This window comes from Streptomyces sp. BA2 (assembly GCF_009769735.1).
In the GTDB taxonomy this organism is placed as follows: Bacteria; Actinomycetota; Actinomycetes; order Streptomycetales; family Streptomycetaceae; genus Streptomyces.
The window spans coordinates 5,218,293-5,236,473 of sequence record NZ_WSRO01000002.1 but is presented as its reverse complement, the minus strand read 5'-3'; the positions used below and the strand labels follow the sequence as shown (position 1 = coordinate 5,236,473).

Sequence of the window (18,181 nt, the reverse complement as noted above, 5' to 3'; positions counted from 1 at the left end):
GGTCCCGGGCAGCCGTCAGGCAGCCCCGCCGCCCGCCCGCACAAGACCCGTCTCGTACGCGAGGACCACCACCTGCACGCGGTCCCGAAGCCCGAGCTTGGTCAGGATGCGGCCCACGTGGGTCTTCACCGTGGCCTCCGACAGGACGAGCCGCGCCGCGATCTCCCCGTTCGAGAGCCCCTGGGCGACCAGGATCATGACCTCGCGCTCGCGCTCGGTGAGCCGTTCGAGCTCCTTGTGCTGCGGCTGCCCGCCCGCGTTCGGCAGCATCGGCGCGAAGCGGTCGAGGAGGCGCCGCGTCGTGGACGGCGCGACCACCGCGTCACCGCTGTGCACGGAGCGGATCGCGGCCAGCAGCTCGCCCGGGGGCACGTCCTTCAGCATGAAGCCGGAAGCACCCGCCTTCAGCCCCGAGAAGGCGTACTCGTCGAGGTCGAAGGTCGTCAGGATCAGCACCTTCGGCGGGTTCTCGTCCTGGCAGATGCGCCGGGTCGTCTCCACACCGTCCAGTTTCGGCATGCGTACGTCCATGAGCACCACGTCGACCTCCGTCGTCCGCAGCGCCTGAAGCGCCTCGACCCCGTCGCCCGCCTCCGCGACGACCTCCATGTCCGGCTGTGCGGCGAGCACCATCCGGAACCCCGTGCGCAGCAGCGCCTGGTCGTCGACGAGCATGACGCGGATCGACATCAAAGGCCCCTTCGTGGATGTGCTCGTAAGCGATCTACGAGCGAACGGATGTGTTCATGAGCGTATGGCGTGGACGAGTCGGTGACAGGTGTCAATTCGCGGGCTTGAGCGGGAGAAGCGCACTGATGCGGAATCCGCCGCCCGGCCGCGGCCCCGCGTCCAGCGTGCCGCCGACCATGCCGACGCGCTCCCGCATGCCGATCAGGCCGTGCCCGCTGCCGTCGGCGCCGCCGTCCTCGTAGAGCTCGTGCGGCGCGCCCTTGCCGTCGTCCTCGACGAGCAGCCCCAGGCCGTCGTCGAAGTAGACGAGGCGCACGCTCGCGCCGGTGTTCTCGCCGCCGTGCTTGCGGGTGTTGGTGAGCGCCTCCTGCACGATGCGGTACGCCGTGAGCTCGACGCCACTGGGCAGCGGGCGCGGGGTTCCCTCGACCTTGAAGTCGACCGGGAGACCGGCCGTGCGCACCTGCTCGATGAGCTCGTCGAGCTGCTCGACGTCGGGCTGCGGGACGTACTCACCGCTCTCCTGGTGCTCGCCGGTGCGCAGCACGCCGAGCAGCCTGCGCATCTCGGCGAGCGCCTGCCGCCCGGTGCCCGAGATGGTCTCCAGGGCCTGCTTGGCCTGCTCGGGGGCCGTGTCGAGGACGTACGCGGCGCCGTCGGCCTGGACGACCATCACCGAGACGTTGTGCGCGACGACGTCGTGCAGCTCGCGCGCGATCCGGGCCCGCTCGGCCGCCACCGCGACCTTGGACTGCGCCGCCCGCTCCTTCTCCAGGCGGTCGGCACGCTCCTCGAGCTGGGCGAAGTAGGCGCGGCGGGTGCGGATGGAGTCGCCGAGCACCCAGGCGAGGGCGAACGGCACCATCTGGAAGATCGTGAAGAAGACGCTGCCGAAGACGCCTATGTTCTCCTCCGGCCAGCGCAGCGACGACAGCGGAGCCGCGCACAGCCCGCCTATGAGGGCGAACCGCGAGGCCCACTTCGTGCCGTCGGCCGACGCGGTGTAGATGATCACCAGCATCGCGAAGTCGGCCGGCATCGTCTTGACGTCGAAGATCAACTGGATGACGCCGAGCACCGCGGCGAGGATCAGCATCTTCTCGGTGTACTTGCGGCGCAGCGCCACCACGACGGACATGCCGAGGACGACGACGGCGGCCGCGACCTTCGGGTCACGGCCTTCCGCATCGGCCATGGAGACCAGACCGATGCCGGACATCGCGAGCAGGGCGAGGGCCCAGAAGCCATCGACCCCGGTCGGGTGTCTGCGGAGGAAGTCATAGACGCGCTGCACGTAACCCAGCGTAGGCAGCGTGACGGCCCTGCGGGGTCAACCGGAGGTCCGATCCGTACCGCTCGCATGTACTCCCCAAGGTGGAGGCCCGCTTAGCCTTCTCGCGTGACGAACGAGGTCCGAGGTGAGCGGCAAGACGTGCGGCGTGGCTGGCGGGAGGCCATGGAGGCCGCTCTGTACGGGCCTGACGGCTTCTATCTGCGCCCCGAAGGACCCGCGGGACACTTCCGTACATCGGTGCACGCGTCGCCCCTCTTCGCGGGCGCGGTGGCCCGGCTGCTGTGCCGCGTGGACGAGGCTCTCGACCACCCGGACGAGTTGGCCTTCGTCGATCTTGGCGCGGGGCGAGGCGAGTTGACCGCGGGCGTCCTCGCCACGCTGCCCGCCGACGTGGCGGCACGCACGCGTGCCTACGCGGTCGAGCGGGCCGAGCGCCCCTCAGGGCTCGACCCGCGCGTCGAGTGGCGCGACCTGCCGCCCGCCGGTGTCACCGGCCTGCTCTTCGCCAACGAGTGGCTGGACAACGTCCCCCTGGACGTCGTCGAGGTGGACCCCGACGGCCTGGTGCGGCATGTCCTCGTACGCGACGACGGCACCGAATCCCTCGGCGACACGGTGGAGGGCGCGGACGCCTCCTGGCTCGCGCGCTGGTGGCCGCTCGCCCCGGAGCCCGGCCTGCGCGCGGAGACGGGCCGCCCCAGGGACGAGGCATGGGCGGCGGCCACGGCTTCGCTGACGCGCGGCCTCGCGGTCGCGGTGGACTACGCGCACGACCGCGCGGGACGGCCCCCCTTCGGCACGCTGACCGGCTTCCGGGCGGGCCGCGAGACGGCGCCCGTGCCGGAAGGCACGTGTGACATCACGGCCCACGTGGCACTCGACGCGTGCGCGCTGCCCGGAGCCTCCCTGCTCACCCAGCGCGCGGCCCTGCACGCCCTGGGCGTGAGCGGGGGCCGTCCGCCGCTCTCCCTGGCCTCCAGCGATCCGACGGCGTACGTACGGGCCCTCACGCGCGCGGGAGAGGCGGCCGAACTGACCGCTGAGGGCGGGCTCGGCGACTTCGGGTGGCTGACCCAGCCGGTGGGAATCCCGGACCTGCTGCGGGGCTGAACCGGCCCGCTACTTGTCGATGTCGCCGACCACGAAGAACAGCGACCCCAGGATCGCCACCATGTCGGCGACCAGCTGGCCGGGCAGCAGTTCGGTGAGGGCCTGGATGTTGTTGAACGACGCCGAGCGGAGCTTCAGGCGGTACGGGGTCTTCTCGCCCTTGGAGACCAGGTAGTAGCCGTTGATGCCCAAGGGGTTCTCGGTCCACGCGTACGTGTGGCCCTCGGGGGCCTTGAGCACCTTCGGGAGGCGCTGGTTGACCGGCCCCTGCGGCAGCTCGGCGAGCCGCTCCAGGCAGGCGTCGGCGAGGTCGAGCGCGTTGTGGGTCTGCTCCAGGAGGCACTCGAAGCGGGCCAGGCAGTCGCCTTCCTGACGCTTGACGACCTTCAGGGTGTCCTGGAGCTCCCCGTACGCGAGGTACGGCTCGTCGCGGCGCAGGTCGAAGTCGACTCCGGAGGCGCGGGCGATGGGGCCGCTCACTCCGTAGGCGTGCACCGCCTCCGGGGAGAGCACGCCGACGCCGCGCGTACGCCCCCGGAAGATCTCGTTGCCGAGCACCAACTTGTCGTACACGTCCATGCGGGAGCGGACCGATGCGACAGCGGCACGCGCACGCGTGGACCAGCCCGCCGGGAGGTCCTCCTTGAGGCCGCCGACGCGGTTGAACATGTAGTGCATGCGGCCGCCGGAGATCTCCTCCATCACGTTCTGGAGCTCCTCGCGCTCCCGGAACGCGTGGAACACCGGGGTGATTCCGCCCAGTTCGAGGGGGTACGAGCCGAGGAACATCAGGTGGTTGAGGACGCGGTTCAGCTCGGCGAGGAGCGTGCGCATCCAGACGGCGCGCTCGGGCACCTCCATGCCGAGCATCCGCTCCACGGCAAGGACGACCCCGAGCTCGTTCGAGAACGCGGACAGCCAGTCGTGCCGGTTGGCGAGCACCACGATCTGCCGGTAGTCACGCGCCTCGAAGAGCTTCTCCGCGCCGCGGTGCATATAGCCGATGACCGGCTCCGCCTGCTGGATCCGCTCGCCGTCGAGGACGAGGCGCAGCCGCAGCACGCCGTGCGTGGACGGGTGCTGGGGGCCGATGTTGAGCACCATGTCGGTGCTCTCCGCGGCGCCGCCGATGCCGAGCGTGGTCTCCGTCGTGGGGCTCATGCGCGCATTCTCTCGTACGCGCGCTCATACGCGACTGTCACGTCGGCTACGTACGCTTGAGGCATGGAAACGGGGACGGCGGGACCGGCACGGCCGGCGCGGCCGGGAGAGTCAGACGCGGAACCGGTGTGGACCGGGCTGCCACGGGGGCTGCTGCGGATGCGGCGACTGCTGCTCGTGGTCTGGCTCGTGCCGCTCGCGGCGGCGGTCGGGGTGCTCCTGTGGATCTTCGCCGGGCCCGCGTGGGCCGCCTTCGCTGCCGCCCCGCTCGCCTTGGTGGCGTGGGGCTGGCCGATGCTGGGGCGCAACTGGCGCTCCTGGCGGTACGCGGAGCGGGCCGACGACCTCCTGATCAGCCGGGGCGTGCTCTGGCGCGAGGAGACCATCGTCCCGTACGGCCGGATGCAGCTCGTCGAGGTGACGTCGGGGCCCGTGGAGCGGCACTTCGGCCTGGCGAGCGTGCAGCTGCACACGGCGGCGGCCGCCACGGACGCCCGGATCCCCGGCCTCATCCCCGAGGAGGCCGAGCGCCTGCGCGACCGGCTCACCGAGCTGGGCGAGGCCCGCTCGGCGGGGCTGTGAGCGGCGTACGGGAGGTGACGGGGGAAGAACCCGCCCCGGTCTACGAGAGCGTACGAGAGCGGCGTCTGCACCCCGTCACGCCCCTGCGCCGGGCCTGGGCGCCGGTCGCGGTCCTCGTCGGCTTCGCGGTGCACGACCCGAACGGCACGCAGCGGCGGGTCTCCGAGCTGCCCGTGGCCGTGCTGTTCGCCGTGATCGCCGCCGTCCTCCTGGGCGGCGCCCTCTACGGCTTCATGAGCTGGTGGTTCACGCACTTCGCCGTCACCGACACCGAACTGCGCATCCGCACAGGACTGGTCTTCCGGCGCACCGCGCACATCCGGCTCGACCGGCTCCAGGCGGTGGACGTGACGCAGCCGCTCGCGGCCCGGATCGTCGGCGTCGCCAAGCTCAAGCTGGACGTCGTCGGGACGGAGAAGAAGGACGAACTGGCCTATCTGGGCCAGGAGGAGGCCTCGGTCCTGCGGGCCGAACTCCTCGCGCGTGCGGCCGGTTTCGCCCCCGAGACGGCCGGCGATGTCGGTGAGGCGCCGGTCAACAACCTGGTGCACGTACAGCCGCGCATGCTCGCGATCTCCCTGCTGCTGACCGGCACGACGTGGGCCATGCTCGTCGCCACGCTCATCGTGCCGCCCTTCCTGTGGTTCGCCACCCACAACCTGTGGACAGTGCTCGCGACCGGACTGCCCATGCTGGGCGGCGCGTTCGCCAGCAGTGTGGGGCGCTTCATCGGGGAGTACGACTGGCGGGTGGGCGAGTCCCCCGACGGCCTGCGCATCGACCACGGGCTGCTCGACAAGGCGCACGAGACGGTGCCTCCGGGGCGGGTGCAGACGGTGCGCGTCGTGGAGCCGTGGCTGTGGCGGCGGTACGGCTGGGTGCGGGTGGAGCTGGACGTGGCAGGCTCGTCCAACGGCGTCCTGGTCCCGGTCGCGCCGCGGGAGGTCGCGGAGGCCGTGATCGCGCGGATCCTGCCGGGCGTCCGGGTGCCGGCCGCGGCCGAGCTCGTCCGGCCTCCCGCGCGGGCGGCGTGGTGCCTTCCGGTGTGGTGGAAGGGGTACGGCCTGACGGTGACGGACACGGTGTTCGCGGCGCGGCACGGGCTGTTGCGCCGCCGCCTGTCCCTGGTGCCGCACGCGAAGGTGCAGAGCGTACGGCTCACGCAGGGGCCCTGGGAGCGGTTCAAGGGGGTGGCGGACGTGCAGGTCGACACGGGGGCCAACAAGACGGTGACGGCGCGGCTCCGTCCCGCCGACGAGGCGGTCGCACTGCTGTCCGCGCAGGCGGAAAGGTCCCGCACCGGGCGGAGGACGGCGCGGCCTGACCGGTGGATGGCCTGACGGCTGGATTTACAGCCCGTCCGGCGTTTGAGGACGAACTCGGCGGAGCCGGTGATGACGGCGACCAAGGCCCAGGGGCCCGCCTACGCCCGTAGCGCCGTCCGCAGCTCCGCCACGTCGATCTGCTCGGTCTCGTCGTGCTCCGTGAGGTCGATGACCTGGCCGGCAGCATGGTCCGAACCCTCGGGGGCCTGCTTGAACTCCGCCTCGGACTCCGCCTTGTGCACGGCGAGTGCCTCCTCGCCCACCACGTCCGCGAGGTCCACGTTCTGTACGGACTCCAGCGCCCCTGCGGTCGCCTCACTCTTCGTGCCGAAGAAGTCGAAGCCTCCCTGGGCGGCCTGGCGTCGCCTCTGCGCGGGCGGCGCGACGGCGACCGCGCGCTCATGCCCGCCGTACCCCTCGGCCGCCCCGGACTTCCCCCGCGCTTCGTCCCCGTCCGCGCGCTGCCGGGAAGCGCCGCCCTCGGGGGAAGGCTTCGGAGTCAGCCGGTCGAGCGCCATGTTCGCCCTGTCGTACAGCGACGGAGGCGCGATCGACCCCGGGCGCACGACGGGAGCCGGTGCCTCGGCACGGGCCGTCTGCTCGGCACGCACGGGGGCCGGCGGCAGCGCCCGCGCCGGAGTGGACGCCTCGATGGCGAGCAGCCGCCGTCCCTCCAGCGCGCTGGCCCGCTCGGTCTCCGCCGTCGCGTACCGCCGCAGCAGCGCCGCGTGTTCGTTCCGCAGGGCTGCCAGCTCGGCCCGCTTGGACCGCAGCTTGGTCTCCAGGCGGCCCCGTATCTCCCGGGACTCGTCCAGGTCGGACTCGCACTCGGCTATGCGTTCCTCGTAGCGCCACTCGTCGCTCTTGCGGGCGCGGCCCAGCTCAGCGACCTGTTTACCGGCCGCCAGGTCCCAGCGGCGCATGACGACCGAGCCCACGACGGCTGCCGCGGCAGCGGCGGCGGCCAGGCCGCGGAGCACGACGGGTTCCGCGAACAGCCAGGCGCCGCCGGCGCAGACAAGGGAGAGGCCTGCGACCGTCGAAGGAGGAAGCAGCCTGTGCAAGGGTGGGGAATGGCGGTGACGTCCACGTGGCATGGCCAGAAACTTACCGCGCGTAGGCGAACTCTGGTGCCCCGCCCGCCAAAATGACAGCGCCATAGTGCAGACTCCCCACCCTTCCCGCTCCTCTTCGGCCACTCAACTCCAGTTTCGGCCGAGCCACTTCGAGGATGTCCCCTTCGGGGAAGCCCTCTTCAGCCGCGCTACTTCTTGATCAAACCCTTCGACTCCAGATACTCCCTGGCGACATCGGCTTCCTTCTGCCGCTCCACATCGACCTTCCGGTCGAGTTCCGCGAGGTCTTCCGTCGTCAGGGTCTTGGTGAGCTTCCCGAGGGCGTCGGCTATCTCCTTGTCGCCCGCTTCCTTCGCGTTCACAACCGGAAGGATGTTGTCCGCGTTCTGCAGCTTCTTGTCGTCCTCAAGGGCCACGAGACCGAAACTGTCGAGCGTCGCGTCGGTGGTCGTGGTCAGCACCACCTGGTCCGTGCCGTTCTTCACGGCCTGCTTGGACTGCGTGGTGCCGACGCCCTTGGGGTCGATTCCCGCGACATCGATGCCGTACGTCTTCTTGAGTCCCGGAGCGCAGAACGGCCGCGACTCGCATTCGTCACTCGCGGCGATCTTGACCTTCTCGCCGGACTTACCGAGATCCGAAAGCGTCTTGAGCTTGTGCTCCTTCGCGTATTCCTTGCTCACCGCGAACGCGTTCTGGTCGACCGCCTCACCGACGGGAAGCACCTTCAGGCCGCGCGGTTCGGCGAGCTTCTTCAGCGCGGTCACCGTGTCGTCCACGTCATTCGAGGCGACCGGCTTCGCCTTCGGGCCGTTCTTGCCGAGGTTGAGGAACTCCGCGAGCGTCGCCGCGTATTCGGGAGCGACATCGATCGAGCCCTTCTTCAGCTCGGGTTCGTACACCTCGCGGTTCTGGACGGTCTTGACCTCGGCGTCGTATCCGGCGTCCTCCAGCACGCCCACATAGAGCTCGGCGAGCACCTTCTGCTCGGTGAAACGGGCCGAGCCGACGACGAGCTTGCCCTTGCCGCCCGCCTTGTCCCCTCCGCCCTTGCCGTCCTTCTCCAGGCTGTCCCCGCCGCACGCGGTGAGCCCCGCGGTCAGCGCCACGACGGCCACGGCCGCCCCTGCCATCCGTCGCGCGCGACGCGTTGTGCTGTTCATCGGTGAACCACCATTTCGAAAGACCCGGGAAACACCGGGGAACACTGGAAACTGCCGCCCGGAGATCACTGCGCGACCCCCGACCGCCCTCGCATGGGACTGAACACCTTCCCCACCACGACGAGCACCACCTCCACGAAGAGTGCGAGCAGCGCCACGAGGAGCGCGCCCGCCACCACCTGAGGAGTGTTCTGCAGGTTGAACCCGGCGGTGATGATCCGGCCGAGGCCCCCCTCGCCCGCCATCGCGGCCAGCGTCGCCGTGGCGACGACCTGCACGCCCGCGGACCGCACACCGGTCATGATCAGCGGGTACGCGAGGGGCAGTTCGACCCGCGCGAACAGCTGGCGTCCGCTCATGCCCATCCCCCGGGCGGCCTCCACCACCGCCCGGTCGACCTCGCGCATCCCGATGTACGCGTTGGTGAGCAGCGGCGGAACCGCGAACAGCACGAGCGCGATCAGCGTCGGTATGTCCCCGTGCTCGCCGAGCGGGGTGAGCGTGAGCAGCACGAGCACCGCGAGCGTCGGCACCGCACGCCCGATGTTCGAGATGTTCACCGCGAGGGCGCCGCCCTTGCCGATGTGGCCGAGGTACAGGGCGATCGGCAGCGCGATCAGGCACGCGACGGCGAGGCAGACACCGCTGAAGTAGAGGTGCTCGGCGAGGCGGTGCCACACCCCCTTCTCGCCCTGCCAGTTGGCACCCGTGGTCAGCCAGTCGTACGCGCCGGTTATCGCGTTCATGCAGGTTCAGCCACCTTGGCCGTGCGCTCCGCGGGGGCGGGGCGCTTCGTACGTATTCGGTGGACGCGCGTCCACGGCGTCAGCCACCGCTGGAGCGCGAGGAGGAGCAGGTCGGCGACCACGGCGAGGACCACGCAGAGCGCGGACGCCGTGAGCACCTGTGCCTTGAAGGTCGTGTCGAGGCCGTCGAGGATCAGCGATCCGAGGCCTCCGTAGTCGACGATCGCCCCTACCGTCGTCAGCGCCACCGTCGAGACCGTGGTGATGCGGACACCGGCGAGCAGCGCGGGAAGCGCGAGCGGCAGTTCGACCTCCCACAGCAGCCGCAACGGCCCGTACCCCATCCCCTTGGCCGCGTCCCGTGCCTCCTCCGGCACGGCCTGGAGCCCCGCCAGGATGTTCCGCACCAGGATCGTCAGGGAGTACAGCACGAGGCCCGTGACGACCAGCGAGGCCGAGAGCCCGAAGAAGGGCAGCAGGAGCGAGAACATCGCGAGCGAGGGCACGGTGTAGAGCACGGTCGTCACGCCGAGGATCGGGCCCGCGAGGAAGCGCCAGCGCCGGGCGAGCAGCGCGAGCGGCAGCGAGACGGCGACGCCGATGGCGACCGAGGCCGCGGTGATGCCGACGTGCTGCACGGTGGCGTCGATCAACTCCTGGCTGCGGGAGCGGACGTACTCCCCGCAGATCCAGTCGTTCGTCACCAGACAGTTCTGTTCGCTCATCCCGCCCCACTCCCCCCGTATCCCGTTTCCTGAGGCCGTCTGGCGACCCTAACGCGCAGCACCGACAATCGCCGAGACTCGTCGTACTGGCGCAACATGGGCTTTACACAACGCCCGCAACAATGGGGAATCATGATCCGGTTCGAGCACGTCACCAAGCGGTACGAGGACGGCACCACGGCCGTCGACGACCTGTCCTTCGAGGTCGCCGAGGGTGAACTGGTCACGCTCGTCGGCCCGTCGGGCTGCGGCAAGACGACGACGATGAAGATGGTCAACCGCCTCATCGAGCCGACCGAGGGCCGGATATACGTCGAAGGCGATGACATATCCGCCATCGACCCGGTCCAACTCCGGCGCCGTATCGGCTATGTCATCCAGCAGGTCGGCCTCTTCCCCCACAAGACGGTCCTTGAGAACACCGCGACCGTCCCGCATCTGCTCGGCGTGAAGCGCGGCAAGGCCCGCGAGCGTGCCGCCGAACTCCTCGACCTGGTCGGCCTCGACCCCGCCACCTTCGGCGACCGCTACCCCGAGCAGCTCTCCGGGGGCCAGCGCCAGCGGGTGGGCGTGGCCCGCGCGCTCGCGGCCGATCCGCCCGTGCTCCTGATGGATGAGCCGTTCGGCGCGGTCGACCCCGTGGTGCGCGAGCACCTGCAGAACGAATTCCTCCGCCTCCAGCAGGCCGTCCGCAAGACCGTCCTCTTCGTCACGCACGACATCGAGGAGGCGGTCCGCCTCGGCGACCGGATGGCCGTCTACGGAGAGGGCCGCATCGAGCAGTTCGACACCCCGTCGACGATCCTTGGCGCACCGGCCAATGACTACGTCGCGGACTTCGTCGGCGCGGACCGCGGCCTCAAGCGCCTCTCCGTGACGCCCATCGAGGAGGGCGACCTGGAGCAGCCTCCCGTCCTGCACCTGGACGACCCGCTGCCCGCGAAGCTCGACGCCCGCTGGGCCGTGGTCCTGGACGGCGAGAACAACCTGCACGGCTGGATCTCCGCCGAGCACGCGCACGGCGGCAAGGGGGCGGTCCGGGACCACGCCCGCCGCATGGAGGCGTGGCTGCCGGTCGGCGCCACCCTGAAGCAGGCGTTCGCGACGATGCTCCAGCACGACGCGGGCTGGATCGCGGTCATCGACAAGGACAGCGAGGGCCGCTTCCTGGGCGTCCTGACCCCGGCCCGGCTGCACGAGGCGCTGCGCAGGTCGACGGCCGCGGACGCGCGCGACATCGCGCGCGGGGAGGTCGAGTTGGAGACCATCACGGCCATCGGCGGAAGCTGAAGCTCCGCTTCGGGACCCGTGGAAGCCGGGGCTCTACTTGCCGTTCAGCCGCCCGCTGATCCACTCCAGGGTCGCGGGGATCTCCCTGCGCCACGTGTTGAAGTTGTGCCCTCCGCTGTCGAGCGTGATCGACGAGACCCTGGTGGGCGACTTCACCTTGCCGATGAACTTCTCGGTGTCCGCGTAGTTGTCCTCTCCTTGTTTGCTGGTGGTGACAAGGAGGGACGTCTTGGGCGCCGGCATGTGGTCGAGGTACCACATGAGGTCGGCACGCTCCTCCAACTCCTTGTCGCCGTGGAAGAGATCGCCCGTCGTCACGTCGATGGGCGCCTTGTAGTACGCGGAGAGGCCCGCCCCCGCGGCATACACATCGGGGTGGTGCATGGCGAGCTTCAGAGCGCAGTAACCGCCCGTGGAGTCGCCGATGACGCCCCAGCTGCCCGCCGTACGGCCCGCCCTGTAGTGCGCGGAGACGGCACCGGGCAGGTCCTTGGCGAAGAACGTCTCGGCCTGCGGGCCCCCGGGGATGTCCACGCACTCGGTGTCCCGCGGCGGCGCCACTGTGGGCCGCATCATGACCAGGATCATCGGCTGCATCTTGTCCCGCCTGGCAAGGCCGTGGGCGGTCTGCGGGTAGTGCAGGCCCTTGATCAGCGCCTCGGCTGTGCCGGGGTAGCCGGTGAGCACCACGGACACGGGGAACGTGCGCTTCTTGTACCGCGGCTGGAAGTACTCGGGCGGCAGGTAGACGTACGCGGGACTCGCTATGTCCGCCTCCTTCCCGCTCACGACGACCTTCTGGATCTGGCCGCCGGTCGAGGGCCTGCCACCGCCGGGCACGTTCACGGGCCGGGTGCCGCGCACGTCGACCGGTGTCCCGCGCTCGGCGGTGTCGTGGTCGACGACGACACCGGGGCTCGTCTCCTGGCCGAAGAGGTCCGCCCACGTGGCGTAGAAGCCGAACGCCTGGTTGGCCGCGAGGCCGACCGAGGCGAAGATCGCCAACTGGGTGGCGATGAGGAGCCCGATACGGCCGGTGACGGCCCGCCAGGACTGGCGCGCCAGGCGCGGCCACAACCACACCGTGCCGATGAACAGCACGACGGCGAGGAGAACCGCCAACGCGAGGACCTTGTTGCTCGTCAGACCCATGGGACGTTCTGCCTGCGCTTTCTGCCAGTTCCGTCGTTCATTTCCAGCGGTTTTCCGGTCGGGAGTGAACCCGACTCCCAGAAGGACCGTCCTAGAGGGCGCAATGTCGCCGGATGCCGTTTTGGTGCCGGAATCAAGGTCTCTCGCAGAACCACGGGATGCGATGTCTGTCAGGATAGATGCGGAAAAGTCGAGTGCGGTTCCGGACAGTGAGGGCAGCCGCCCCGAGGGACGGCGCCGTACCGACGGGCTCCGTGACGGCAGCCACAGCAGACTCAGTCGACTGCTCCGCGGCCCACGCCCCGAAGCCGTACCGACCCTCGTCGCCCGTGCCTGCACCCTCGTGGGCCTGCTGAACGTAGCGGCCGGCGTCTTCCCGCGCTTCAGGCACAGCCGCATGCACGCGATCGCCGAGGTCCTGCCCGGCGCGCTCGGCCCCTTCGCCGCCGCGCTCGCGCTCAGCTCCGGTGTCCTCCTGCTGCTGCTCGCGCACGGCCTGCGCCGCCACAAGCGGCGCGCCTGGCGGGCCGCCGTGGTGCTGCTCCCGGCGGGTGCCGTGGCGCAGTTCGCCTACCGGCACTCGGTCATCGGCGTACTGATCTCGCTCGCCCTCCTGACGCTGCTCCTTCGCCACCGGGGGGAGTTCGCCGCGCTGCCCGACCCGCGCAGCCGCTGGCGGGCGCTCGCCAACTTCGTGCTCCTCGGGGCCGGTTCCATCGTCCTCGGCCTGGTCATCGTCAGTGCCCACCCGGGCAAGGTCATCGGGGACCCGAGCATCACGGAACGCCTCACCCACGTCCTGTACGGCCTGTTCGGCTTCGAGGGCCCGGTCGACTACTACGGACGTACGTCCTGGACGGTCGGCTGCTCGCTCGGCGCCCTGGGCCTGCTCACCGCGATCACCACCATCTATCTGGCCTTCCGCCCCGAACACCCGGCCGCACGCCTCACCGAGGACGACGAGGCCAAGCTGCGCGCCCTGCTCGACAAGCACGGCGCGCGCGACTCGCTGGGCCACTTCGCGCTCCGCCGCGACAAGGGCGCCGTCTTCTCCCCCAGCGGGAAGGCCGCCGTCACCTACCGCGTCGTCTCCGGGGTGATGCTCGCCAGTGGCGACCCGATCGGCGACGTGGAGGCCTGGCCCGGCGCCATCGAACGCTTCATGGACGAGGCGAAGGTCCACTCCTGGACGCCCGCCGTCATGGGCTGCTCCGAGACGGGCGGCGAGGTCTGGACCCGCGAGACCGGCCTCGACGCCCTCGAACTGGGCGACGAGGCGGTGGTGGACGTCGTGGATTTCTCCCTGTCCGGGCGTGCGATGCGCAACGTACGCCAGATGGTCAAGCGGATCGAGCGCAATGGCTACGAGACGCGCGTACGGCGCGTGCGTGACCTCGGGGAGCGCGAACTGGAACGGATACAGCGCGCCGCCGACGACTGGCGCGGCACCGACACCGAACGCGGCTTCTCGATGGCGCTCGGCCGCATCGGCGACCCGGACGACGGCGACTGTCTGATCGCCACGGCACACAAGGCCGATCACGAACCGGGCCCCTACGGAGACCTCAAAGCCATCCTCCACTTCGTCCCGTGGGGCAAGGACGGCGTCTCCCTGGACCTCATGCGCCGCGACCGCTCGGCCGACCCCGGCATGAACGAGCTGCTCATCGTGGCCGCCCTCCAGGCCGCCCCGAAGCTCGGCATCGCCCGTGTCTCGCTCAACTTCGCCATGTTCCGCGCGGCCCTCGCACGCGGCGAGAAGATCGGCGCGGGGCCCGTCCTGCGTGCCTGGAGGGGCCTGCTCGTCTTCCTCTCCCGCTGGTTCCAGATCGAGTCCCTGTACAAGTTCAACGCGAAGTTCCGCCCCCGCTGGGAGCCCCGCTTCGTCGTCTACCGCTCCTCCAAGGACCTCCCCCGCATCGGCTTCGCCGCCATGCAGGCCGAGGGCTTCGTGACCCTCGCGATGCCCCGCTTCCTGCGCCGGGGGAGCGCACAGCGCCGCCCCTGCCCGCACCACACGGCGGAGCGCGAGGTCCGGGCGGCATAGAGCCCGCTCGCTCGGGCCTAGGCTGGAGGTATGAGTACGTTGCGCGGGCGGGGATCGGTCCAGGGTCTGCCGGAGTGGGGCCGCTGTGCGGTCATGGGGGTCGTGAACGTGACCCCCGACTCCTTCTCCGACGGGGGCCGCTGGTTCGACACCACGGCCGCCGTCAAGCACGGCATCGATCTGGTCGCCCAGGGCGCCGACCTGGTCGACGTGGGCGGCGAGTCGACCCGTCCCGGCGCCACGCGCGTGGACGAGGACGAGGAGCTGCGGCGCGTGGTCCCCGTCGTGCGGGGCCTCGCGGCCGAGGGCGTGACGGTCTCCGTGGACACCATGCGCGCCACCGTCGCCGAGCAGGCACTCGCCGCGGGCGCCGTCCTGGTGAACGACGTCAGCGGCGGCCTCGCCGACACGCGCATGGTCCCCGCCGTCGCCGCCGCCGGGGCGCCCTTCGTGGTGATGCACTGGCGCGGCTTCCTCGCCGACATCCACGCCACTCCCGTCTACGAAGACGTGGTCTCCGAAGTCGTCGACGAGCTCCACGCGCGCGTGCAGGCCGCCATCGAGGGCGGCATCGCCCCCGAGCGCATCGTCATCGACCCGGGCCTCGGCTTCTCCAAGAACGCCGAGCACGACCTGGCGCTCCTGGCCCGCATCGACCGCCTTCGTGAGCTCGGCCACCCGATCCTGGTCGCCGCCTCCCGCAAGCGCTTCCTCGGCCGCGTCCTCGCGGGCCCCGAGGGCGCGCCGCCGCCCGCCCGCGAGCGCGACGCCGCCACCGCCGCGGTCTCCGCCATCGCCGCCCACCAGGGCGCGTGGGCGGTCCGTGTGCACGAGGTGCGGGCCACCGCCGACGCCGTCCGTGTCGCACACGCCGTGACCAGCGCGGCGGGCGGTCCTCAGTGACCGGGGCCAGGACCGACGTCGAACAGGTCGAGCAGGCCAACACGGCTTTCTACGAAGCACTGGAGCGCGGCGACTTCGACGAGCTCTCCGACCTCTGGCTGGACGCGGACGGGGCCCCGGAACCGCACGACCCCGACGCCCGGGACGACGAGGACGCCGCGGAAGACGGCGACGAAGCCGCGATCTCCTGCGTCCACCCCGGCTGGCCGGTCCTCACCGGCCGCGGCGAGGTCCTCAGGTCGTACGCGCTGATCATGGCGAACACCGAGTACATCCAGTTCTTCCTGACCGACGTGCACGTCGGGGTGGCCGGCGACACCGCCCTGGTGACCTGCACGGAGAACATCCTCAGCGGCGGCCCGCCCCCCGAGGGCGGCGGCGAGCTCGGCCCGCTCGTCGGTCAGCTCGTCGTCGCCACCAATGTGTTCCGCCGCACAGTGGACGGATGGAAGCTCTGGTCACACCACGCCTCACCCGTACTCGCCGAAACCGACGACGAAGAGGGCGAGGACTCACCCTCCTGAGTGGGTAGGGGCGGTTCCGGAAGCCCCCGCGGGCAAAGGCTGTCAGTGCGCGCAGGTAGATTCGATCGAGGCTGGTGTGCCGACCGCACTCGGTGCAGGCCTGCCGATAACGACGATTGCAGGAGTGATTCGCGTGGATCGTGTCGCGCTGCGCGGCCTCAAGGCCCGTGGGCACCACGGTGTCTTTCCTCGGGAACGCGAAGAGGGCCAGACCTTCATCGTGGACCTGGTCCTTGGCCTGGACACCCGTGCGGCCGCCGCCGACGACGACCTGGCGAAGACCGTGCACTACGGCGTCGTGGCCGAAGAGGTCGTGGCCGCCGTCGAAGGCGATCCGGTGGACCTCATCGAGACCCTCGCCGAGCGCATCGCCCAGACGTGTCTGAAGCACGAGGGAGTCCTGGAGGTCGAGGTGTGCGTCCACAAACCGGACGCACCGATCACCGTGCCCTTCGACGATGTGACCGTCACCATCACCCGGAGCCGAGTATGACCGCGTTTTCCACGCAAGGGCAGAGCGACCCGACCGTCCAGCCGGTGCCCACCGCCGTGGTCGAGCAGGTCGACGCCGCCGACACCACCCTCTCCAACCCCAAACGCGCCGTGATCTCCCTCGGCAGCAATCTCGGCAACCGCCTGGAGACGCTGCAGGGCGCGATCGACGCCTTGGAGGACACCCCCGGCCTGCGCGTCAAGGCCGTCTCTCCGGTGTACGAGACGGAGCCCTGGGGCGTCGAGCCCGGCAGTCAGCCGTCGTACTTCAACGCGGTCGTCGTGGTGAAGACGACCCTGCCGCCCTCCTCGCTCCTCGAGCGGGCCCACGCGATCGAGGAAGCCTTCCACCGCGTTCGGGACGAGCGCTGGGCCGCGCGCACGATCGACGTCGACATCGTGGCGTACGCGGACGTCGTCTCGGACGACCCCGTCCTCACGCTCCCCCACCCGCGCGCGCACGAACGTGCCTTCGTCCTGGCCCCCTGGTACGACGTGGAGCCCGAGGCACAGCTCGCGGGCCGCGGCCCGGTCGCCGAACTGCTCGCCAAGGTCACCCGCGAAGGCGTCACGCCCCGTGTCGACCTGGAACTCCGCCTGCCCGAGTAATCGTTAGGGTCTATCGGACCCGCACGATCGAGAAGCGGATCCGTACGACGATGAAGCGATGAAGGGTCACCCGTGAAGCAGCTGCGCATCAGGACACTGGCCGGCCTCTTCGTGGTGGCCGGCGTGCTGTCCTGGGCCGGCGCCCGGCTGTGGGACTCCGTGGGCACACTCCCGCGGGTCCCGCTGGCCGCGCCCATCGTGCTCGCGGTGATCGCCGCGGTGCTGCTGGCCACGGCGCTCTCCCTGCGCGCCCGGCTGCGCGCACAGCGCGAGCGACGCCCCGGAGCCAAGGGCGTCGAGCCGATGATGGCCGCGCGCGCGGTCGTTTTCGGCCAGGCGAGCGCCCTGGTCGCCGCCCTCGTCGCCGGAATGTACGGCGGCACGGGCGCCTTCCTCCTGGAGTATCTGGACGTCCCGTCCCGCCGCGACCAGGCGATCTACGCAGGCCTCTCCCTCGTGGCGGGCATCGCGGTGATAGCGGCCGCCTTCTTCCTGGAGCGGGTCTGCCGCCTCCCGGAGGACGACGACGAAACCGGCGGAACGGCCGCCCCGGCCGCATAGGGCTCGGACCCGGCTACGCAGCCCCGTAAGGGGCGCGGGGAACTGCGCGACAAGCCCCCACCGGCCCGCAGATCTGTACACCGCGATTCCAGCGAAGCGCCTAGCGCGCCATGATCAGGCTCATCGCCTCGTTGCGCGTCGCGGGGTCACGGAGCTGACCCCGCACCGCCGACGTGATCGTCTTGGCGCCCGGCTTGCGCACTCCACGCATGGTCATGCACATGTGCTCGCACTCGACGACCACGATGACGCCGCGCGGCTCGAGGATCTCCATCAGGGAGTCCGCGATCTGCGTCGTCAGCCGCTCCTGGACCTGCGGACGGCGCGCGTACACGTCCACGAGGCGGGCGAGCTTGGACAGGCCGGTGATCTTGCCGTCGGACGACGGGATGTAGCCGACGTGCGCGACGCCGTGGAACGGCACCAGGTGGTGCTCACAGGAGCTCTGCACCTCGATGTCCTTCACCAGGACCATCTCGTCGTGGCCGAGATCGAACGTCGTCGTCAGGACATCCTCGGCCTTGAGCCACAGACCGCCGAATATCTCCCTGTACGCCCGTGCCACGCGCCCGGGAGTCTCCCGCAGGCCCTCGCGGTCCGGGTCCTCCCCGACCGCGATCAGCAGCTCGCGCACGGCGTTCTCGGCGCGCTTCTCGTCGAAAACGCCGATCGTGCCCTCGCCGTCCAGCGTCACGGGGTCGGTCATCTGTGCCTCGTTCCTAGCGTTCCAC

The 18,181-nt window shown here is 70.6% G+C and carries 19 protein-coding genes; 10 read left to right on the top strand and 9 right to left on the bottom strand.

From position 1 onward, the window contains the following. Nucleotides 1-15 precede the first annotated feature (15 nt). Both E5671_RS26395 and E5671_RS26390 read right to left on the bottom strand, forming a co-directional pair. Nucleotides 16-690, bottom strand: a complete 675-nt coding sequence (locus tag E5671_RS26395; protein WP_160506405.1) for a response regulator transcription factor — start codon at nt 688-690, stop codon at nt 16-18. A 91-nt stretch (nt 691-781) separates the two neighbouring features. Continuing rightward, on the bottom strand, nt 782-1,984 hold the full coding sequence (locus E5671_RS26390) for a DUF7134 domain-containing protein (protein WP_160506404.1): 1,203 nt from the start codon (nt 1,982-1,984) through the stop codon (nt 782-784). A 162-nt stretch (nt 1,985-2,146) separates the two neighbouring features. Here E5671_RS26390 and E5671_RS26385 point away from each other — a divergent pair, with 162 nt between their 5' ends. Further along, a complete protein-coding gene (locus E5671_RS26385; protein WP_160510425.1) occupies nt 2,147-3,094 on the top strand; it encodes an SAM-dependent methyltransferase in 948 nt (315 codons plus the stop codon). A gap of 9 nt (nt 3,095-3,103) precedes the next feature. On the opposite strand, the gene E5671_RS26380 is transcribed toward E5671_RS26385, so the two are convergent. Then, the gene (locus E5671_RS26380) at nt 3,104-4,255 is read right to left on the bottom strand and encodes an NADH-quinone oxidoreductase subunit D (RefSeq protein WP_160506403.1); all 1,152 of its coding nucleotides are present in this window, start codon (nt 4,253-4,255) and stop codon (nt 3,104-3,106) included. Nucleotides 4,256-4,318: 63 nt separating this feature from the next. Here E5671_RS26380 and E5671_RS26375 point away from each other — a divergent pair, with 63 nt between their 5' ends. Both E5671_RS26375 and E5671_RS26370 read left to right on the top strand, forming a co-directional pair. Further along, nucleotides 4,319-4,837, top strand: coding sequence for a PH domain-containing protein (locus E5671_RS26375; RefSeq protein WP_160506402.1), 519 nt, complete (start codon nt 4,319-4,321; stop codon nt 4,835-4,837). Then, nucleotides 4,834-6,177: a PH domain-containing protein gene (locus E5671_RS26370; RefSeq protein ID WP_160506401.1), complete on the top strand. Its 1,344-nt coding sequence runs from the start codon at nt 4,834-4,836 to the stop codon at nt 6,175-6,177. The genes E5671_RS26375 and E5671_RS26370 overlap by 4 nt, the downstream gene beginning before the upstream one ends. 83 nt (nt 6,178-6,260) lie before the next feature. Here E5671_RS26370 and E5671_RS26365 read toward each other — a convergent pair whose 3' ends face one another. From E5671_RS26365 to E5671_RS26350, 4 genes are all read right to left on the bottom strand, one after another. Continuing rightward, entirely contained in the window at nt 6,261-7,259 is a 999-nt protein-coding gene (locus E5671_RS26365) for a hypothetical protein (protein WP_160506400.1), read from the bottom strand. 167 nt (nt 7,260-7,426) lie between these two features. Further along, entirely contained in the window at nt 7,427-8,401 is a 975-nt protein-coding gene (locus E5671_RS26360; protein WP_160506399.1) for an ABC transporter substrate-binding protein, read from the bottom strand. A gap of 65 nt (nt 8,402-8,466) precedes the next feature. Continuing rightward, nucleotides 8,467-9,147 carry an ABC transporter permease gene (locus E5671_RS26355; protein WP_160506398.1) on the bottom strand — a complete coding sequence of 227 codons (681 nt, stop codon included), beginning with the start codon at nt 9,145-9,147 and terminating at the stop codon, nt 8,467-8,469. Next, nucleotides 9,144-9,872: an ABC transporter permease gene (locus E5671_RS26350; RefSeq protein WP_160506397.1), complete on the bottom strand. Its 729-nt coding sequence runs from the start codon at nt 9,870-9,872 to the stop codon at nt 9,144-9,146. The genes E5671_RS26355 and E5671_RS26350 overlap by 4 nt, the downstream gene beginning before the upstream one ends. 132 nt (nt 9,873-10,004) lie before the next feature. Here E5671_RS26350 and E5671_RS26345 point away from each other — a divergent pair, with 132 nt between their 5' ends. Next, nucleotides 10,005-11,162 carry an ABC transporter ATP-binding protein gene (locus tag E5671_RS26345; RefSeq protein WP_160506396.1) on the top strand — a complete coding sequence of 386 codons (1,158 nt, stop codon included), beginning with the start codon at nt 10,005-10,007 and terminating at the stop codon, nt 11,160-11,162. 33 nt (nt 11,163-11,195) lie between these two features. Here the strand turns inward: E5671_RS26345 and E5671_RS26340 are convergent, their stop codons facing one another. Continuing rightward, nucleotides 11,196-12,314: an alpha/beta hydrolase gene (locus E5671_RS26340; RefSeq protein WP_160506395.1), complete on the bottom strand. Its 1,119-nt coding sequence runs from the start codon at nt 12,312-12,314 to the stop codon at nt 11,196-11,198. Between the two features lie 163 nt (nt 12,315-12,477). Between E5671_RS26340 and E5671_RS26335 the strand changes: the two genes are divergently transcribed. The 6 genes from E5671_RS26335 (at nt 12,478) to E5671_RS26310 (ending at nt 17,450) form a co-directional block, all read left to right on the top strand. Continuing rightward, complete coding sequence (locus E5671_RS26335) at nt 12,478-14,361, top strand: phosphatidylglycerol lysyltransferase domain-containing protein (RefSeq protein WP_237330244.1); 1,884 nt, start codon at nt 12,478-12,480, stop codon at nt 14,359-14,361. Between the two features lie 30 nt (nt 14,362-14,391). After that, nucleotides 14,392-15,264, top strand: a complete 873-nt coding sequence (gene folP / locus E5671_RS26330) for a dihydropteroate synthase (protein ID WP_160506394.1) — start codon at nt 14,392-14,394, stop codon at nt 15,262-15,264. Continuing rightward, entirely contained in the window at nt 15,261-15,788 is a 528-nt protein-coding gene (locus tag E5671_RS26325) for a nuclear transport factor 2 family protein (RefSeq protein WP_160506393.1), read from the top strand. The genes folP and E5671_RS26325 overlap by 4 nt, the downstream gene beginning before the upstream one ends. 133 nt (nt 15,789-15,921) lie before the next feature. Next, on the top strand, nt 15,922-16,281 hold the full coding sequence (gene folB / locus E5671_RS26320) for a dihydroneopterin aldolase (RefSeq protein ID WP_160506392.1): 360 nt from the start codon (nt 15,922-15,924) through the stop codon (nt 16,279-16,281). Continuing rightward, the gene (gene folK, locus E5671_RS26315; protein WP_160506391.1) at nt 16,278-16,889 is read left to right on the top strand and encodes a 2-amino-4-hydroxy-6-hydroxymethyldihydropteridine diphosphokinase; all 612 of its coding nucleotides are present in this window, start codon (nt 16,278-16,280) and stop codon (nt 16,887-16,889) included. The genes folB and folK overlap by 4 nt, the downstream gene beginning before the upstream one ends. Before the next feature lie 72 nt (nt 16,890-16,961). Next, the gene (locus tag E5671_RS26310; RefSeq protein WP_160506390.1) at nt 16,962-17,450 is read left to right on the top strand and encodes a DUF3180 family protein; all 489 of its coding nucleotides are present in this window, start codon (nt 16,962-16,964) and stop codon (nt 17,448-17,450) included. A 100-nt stretch (nt 17,451-17,550) separates the two neighbouring features. Here the strand turns inward: E5671_RS26310 and folE are convergent, their stop codons facing one another. After that, nucleotides 17,551-18,156 carry a GTP cyclohydrolase I FolE gene (gene folE / locus E5671_RS26305; RefSeq protein WP_160506389.1) on the bottom strand — a complete coding sequence of 202 codons (606 nt, stop codon included), beginning with the start codon at nt 18,154-18,156 and terminating at the stop codon, nt 17,551-17,553. Between the last annotated feature and the right edge of the window lie 25 nt (nt 18,157-18,181).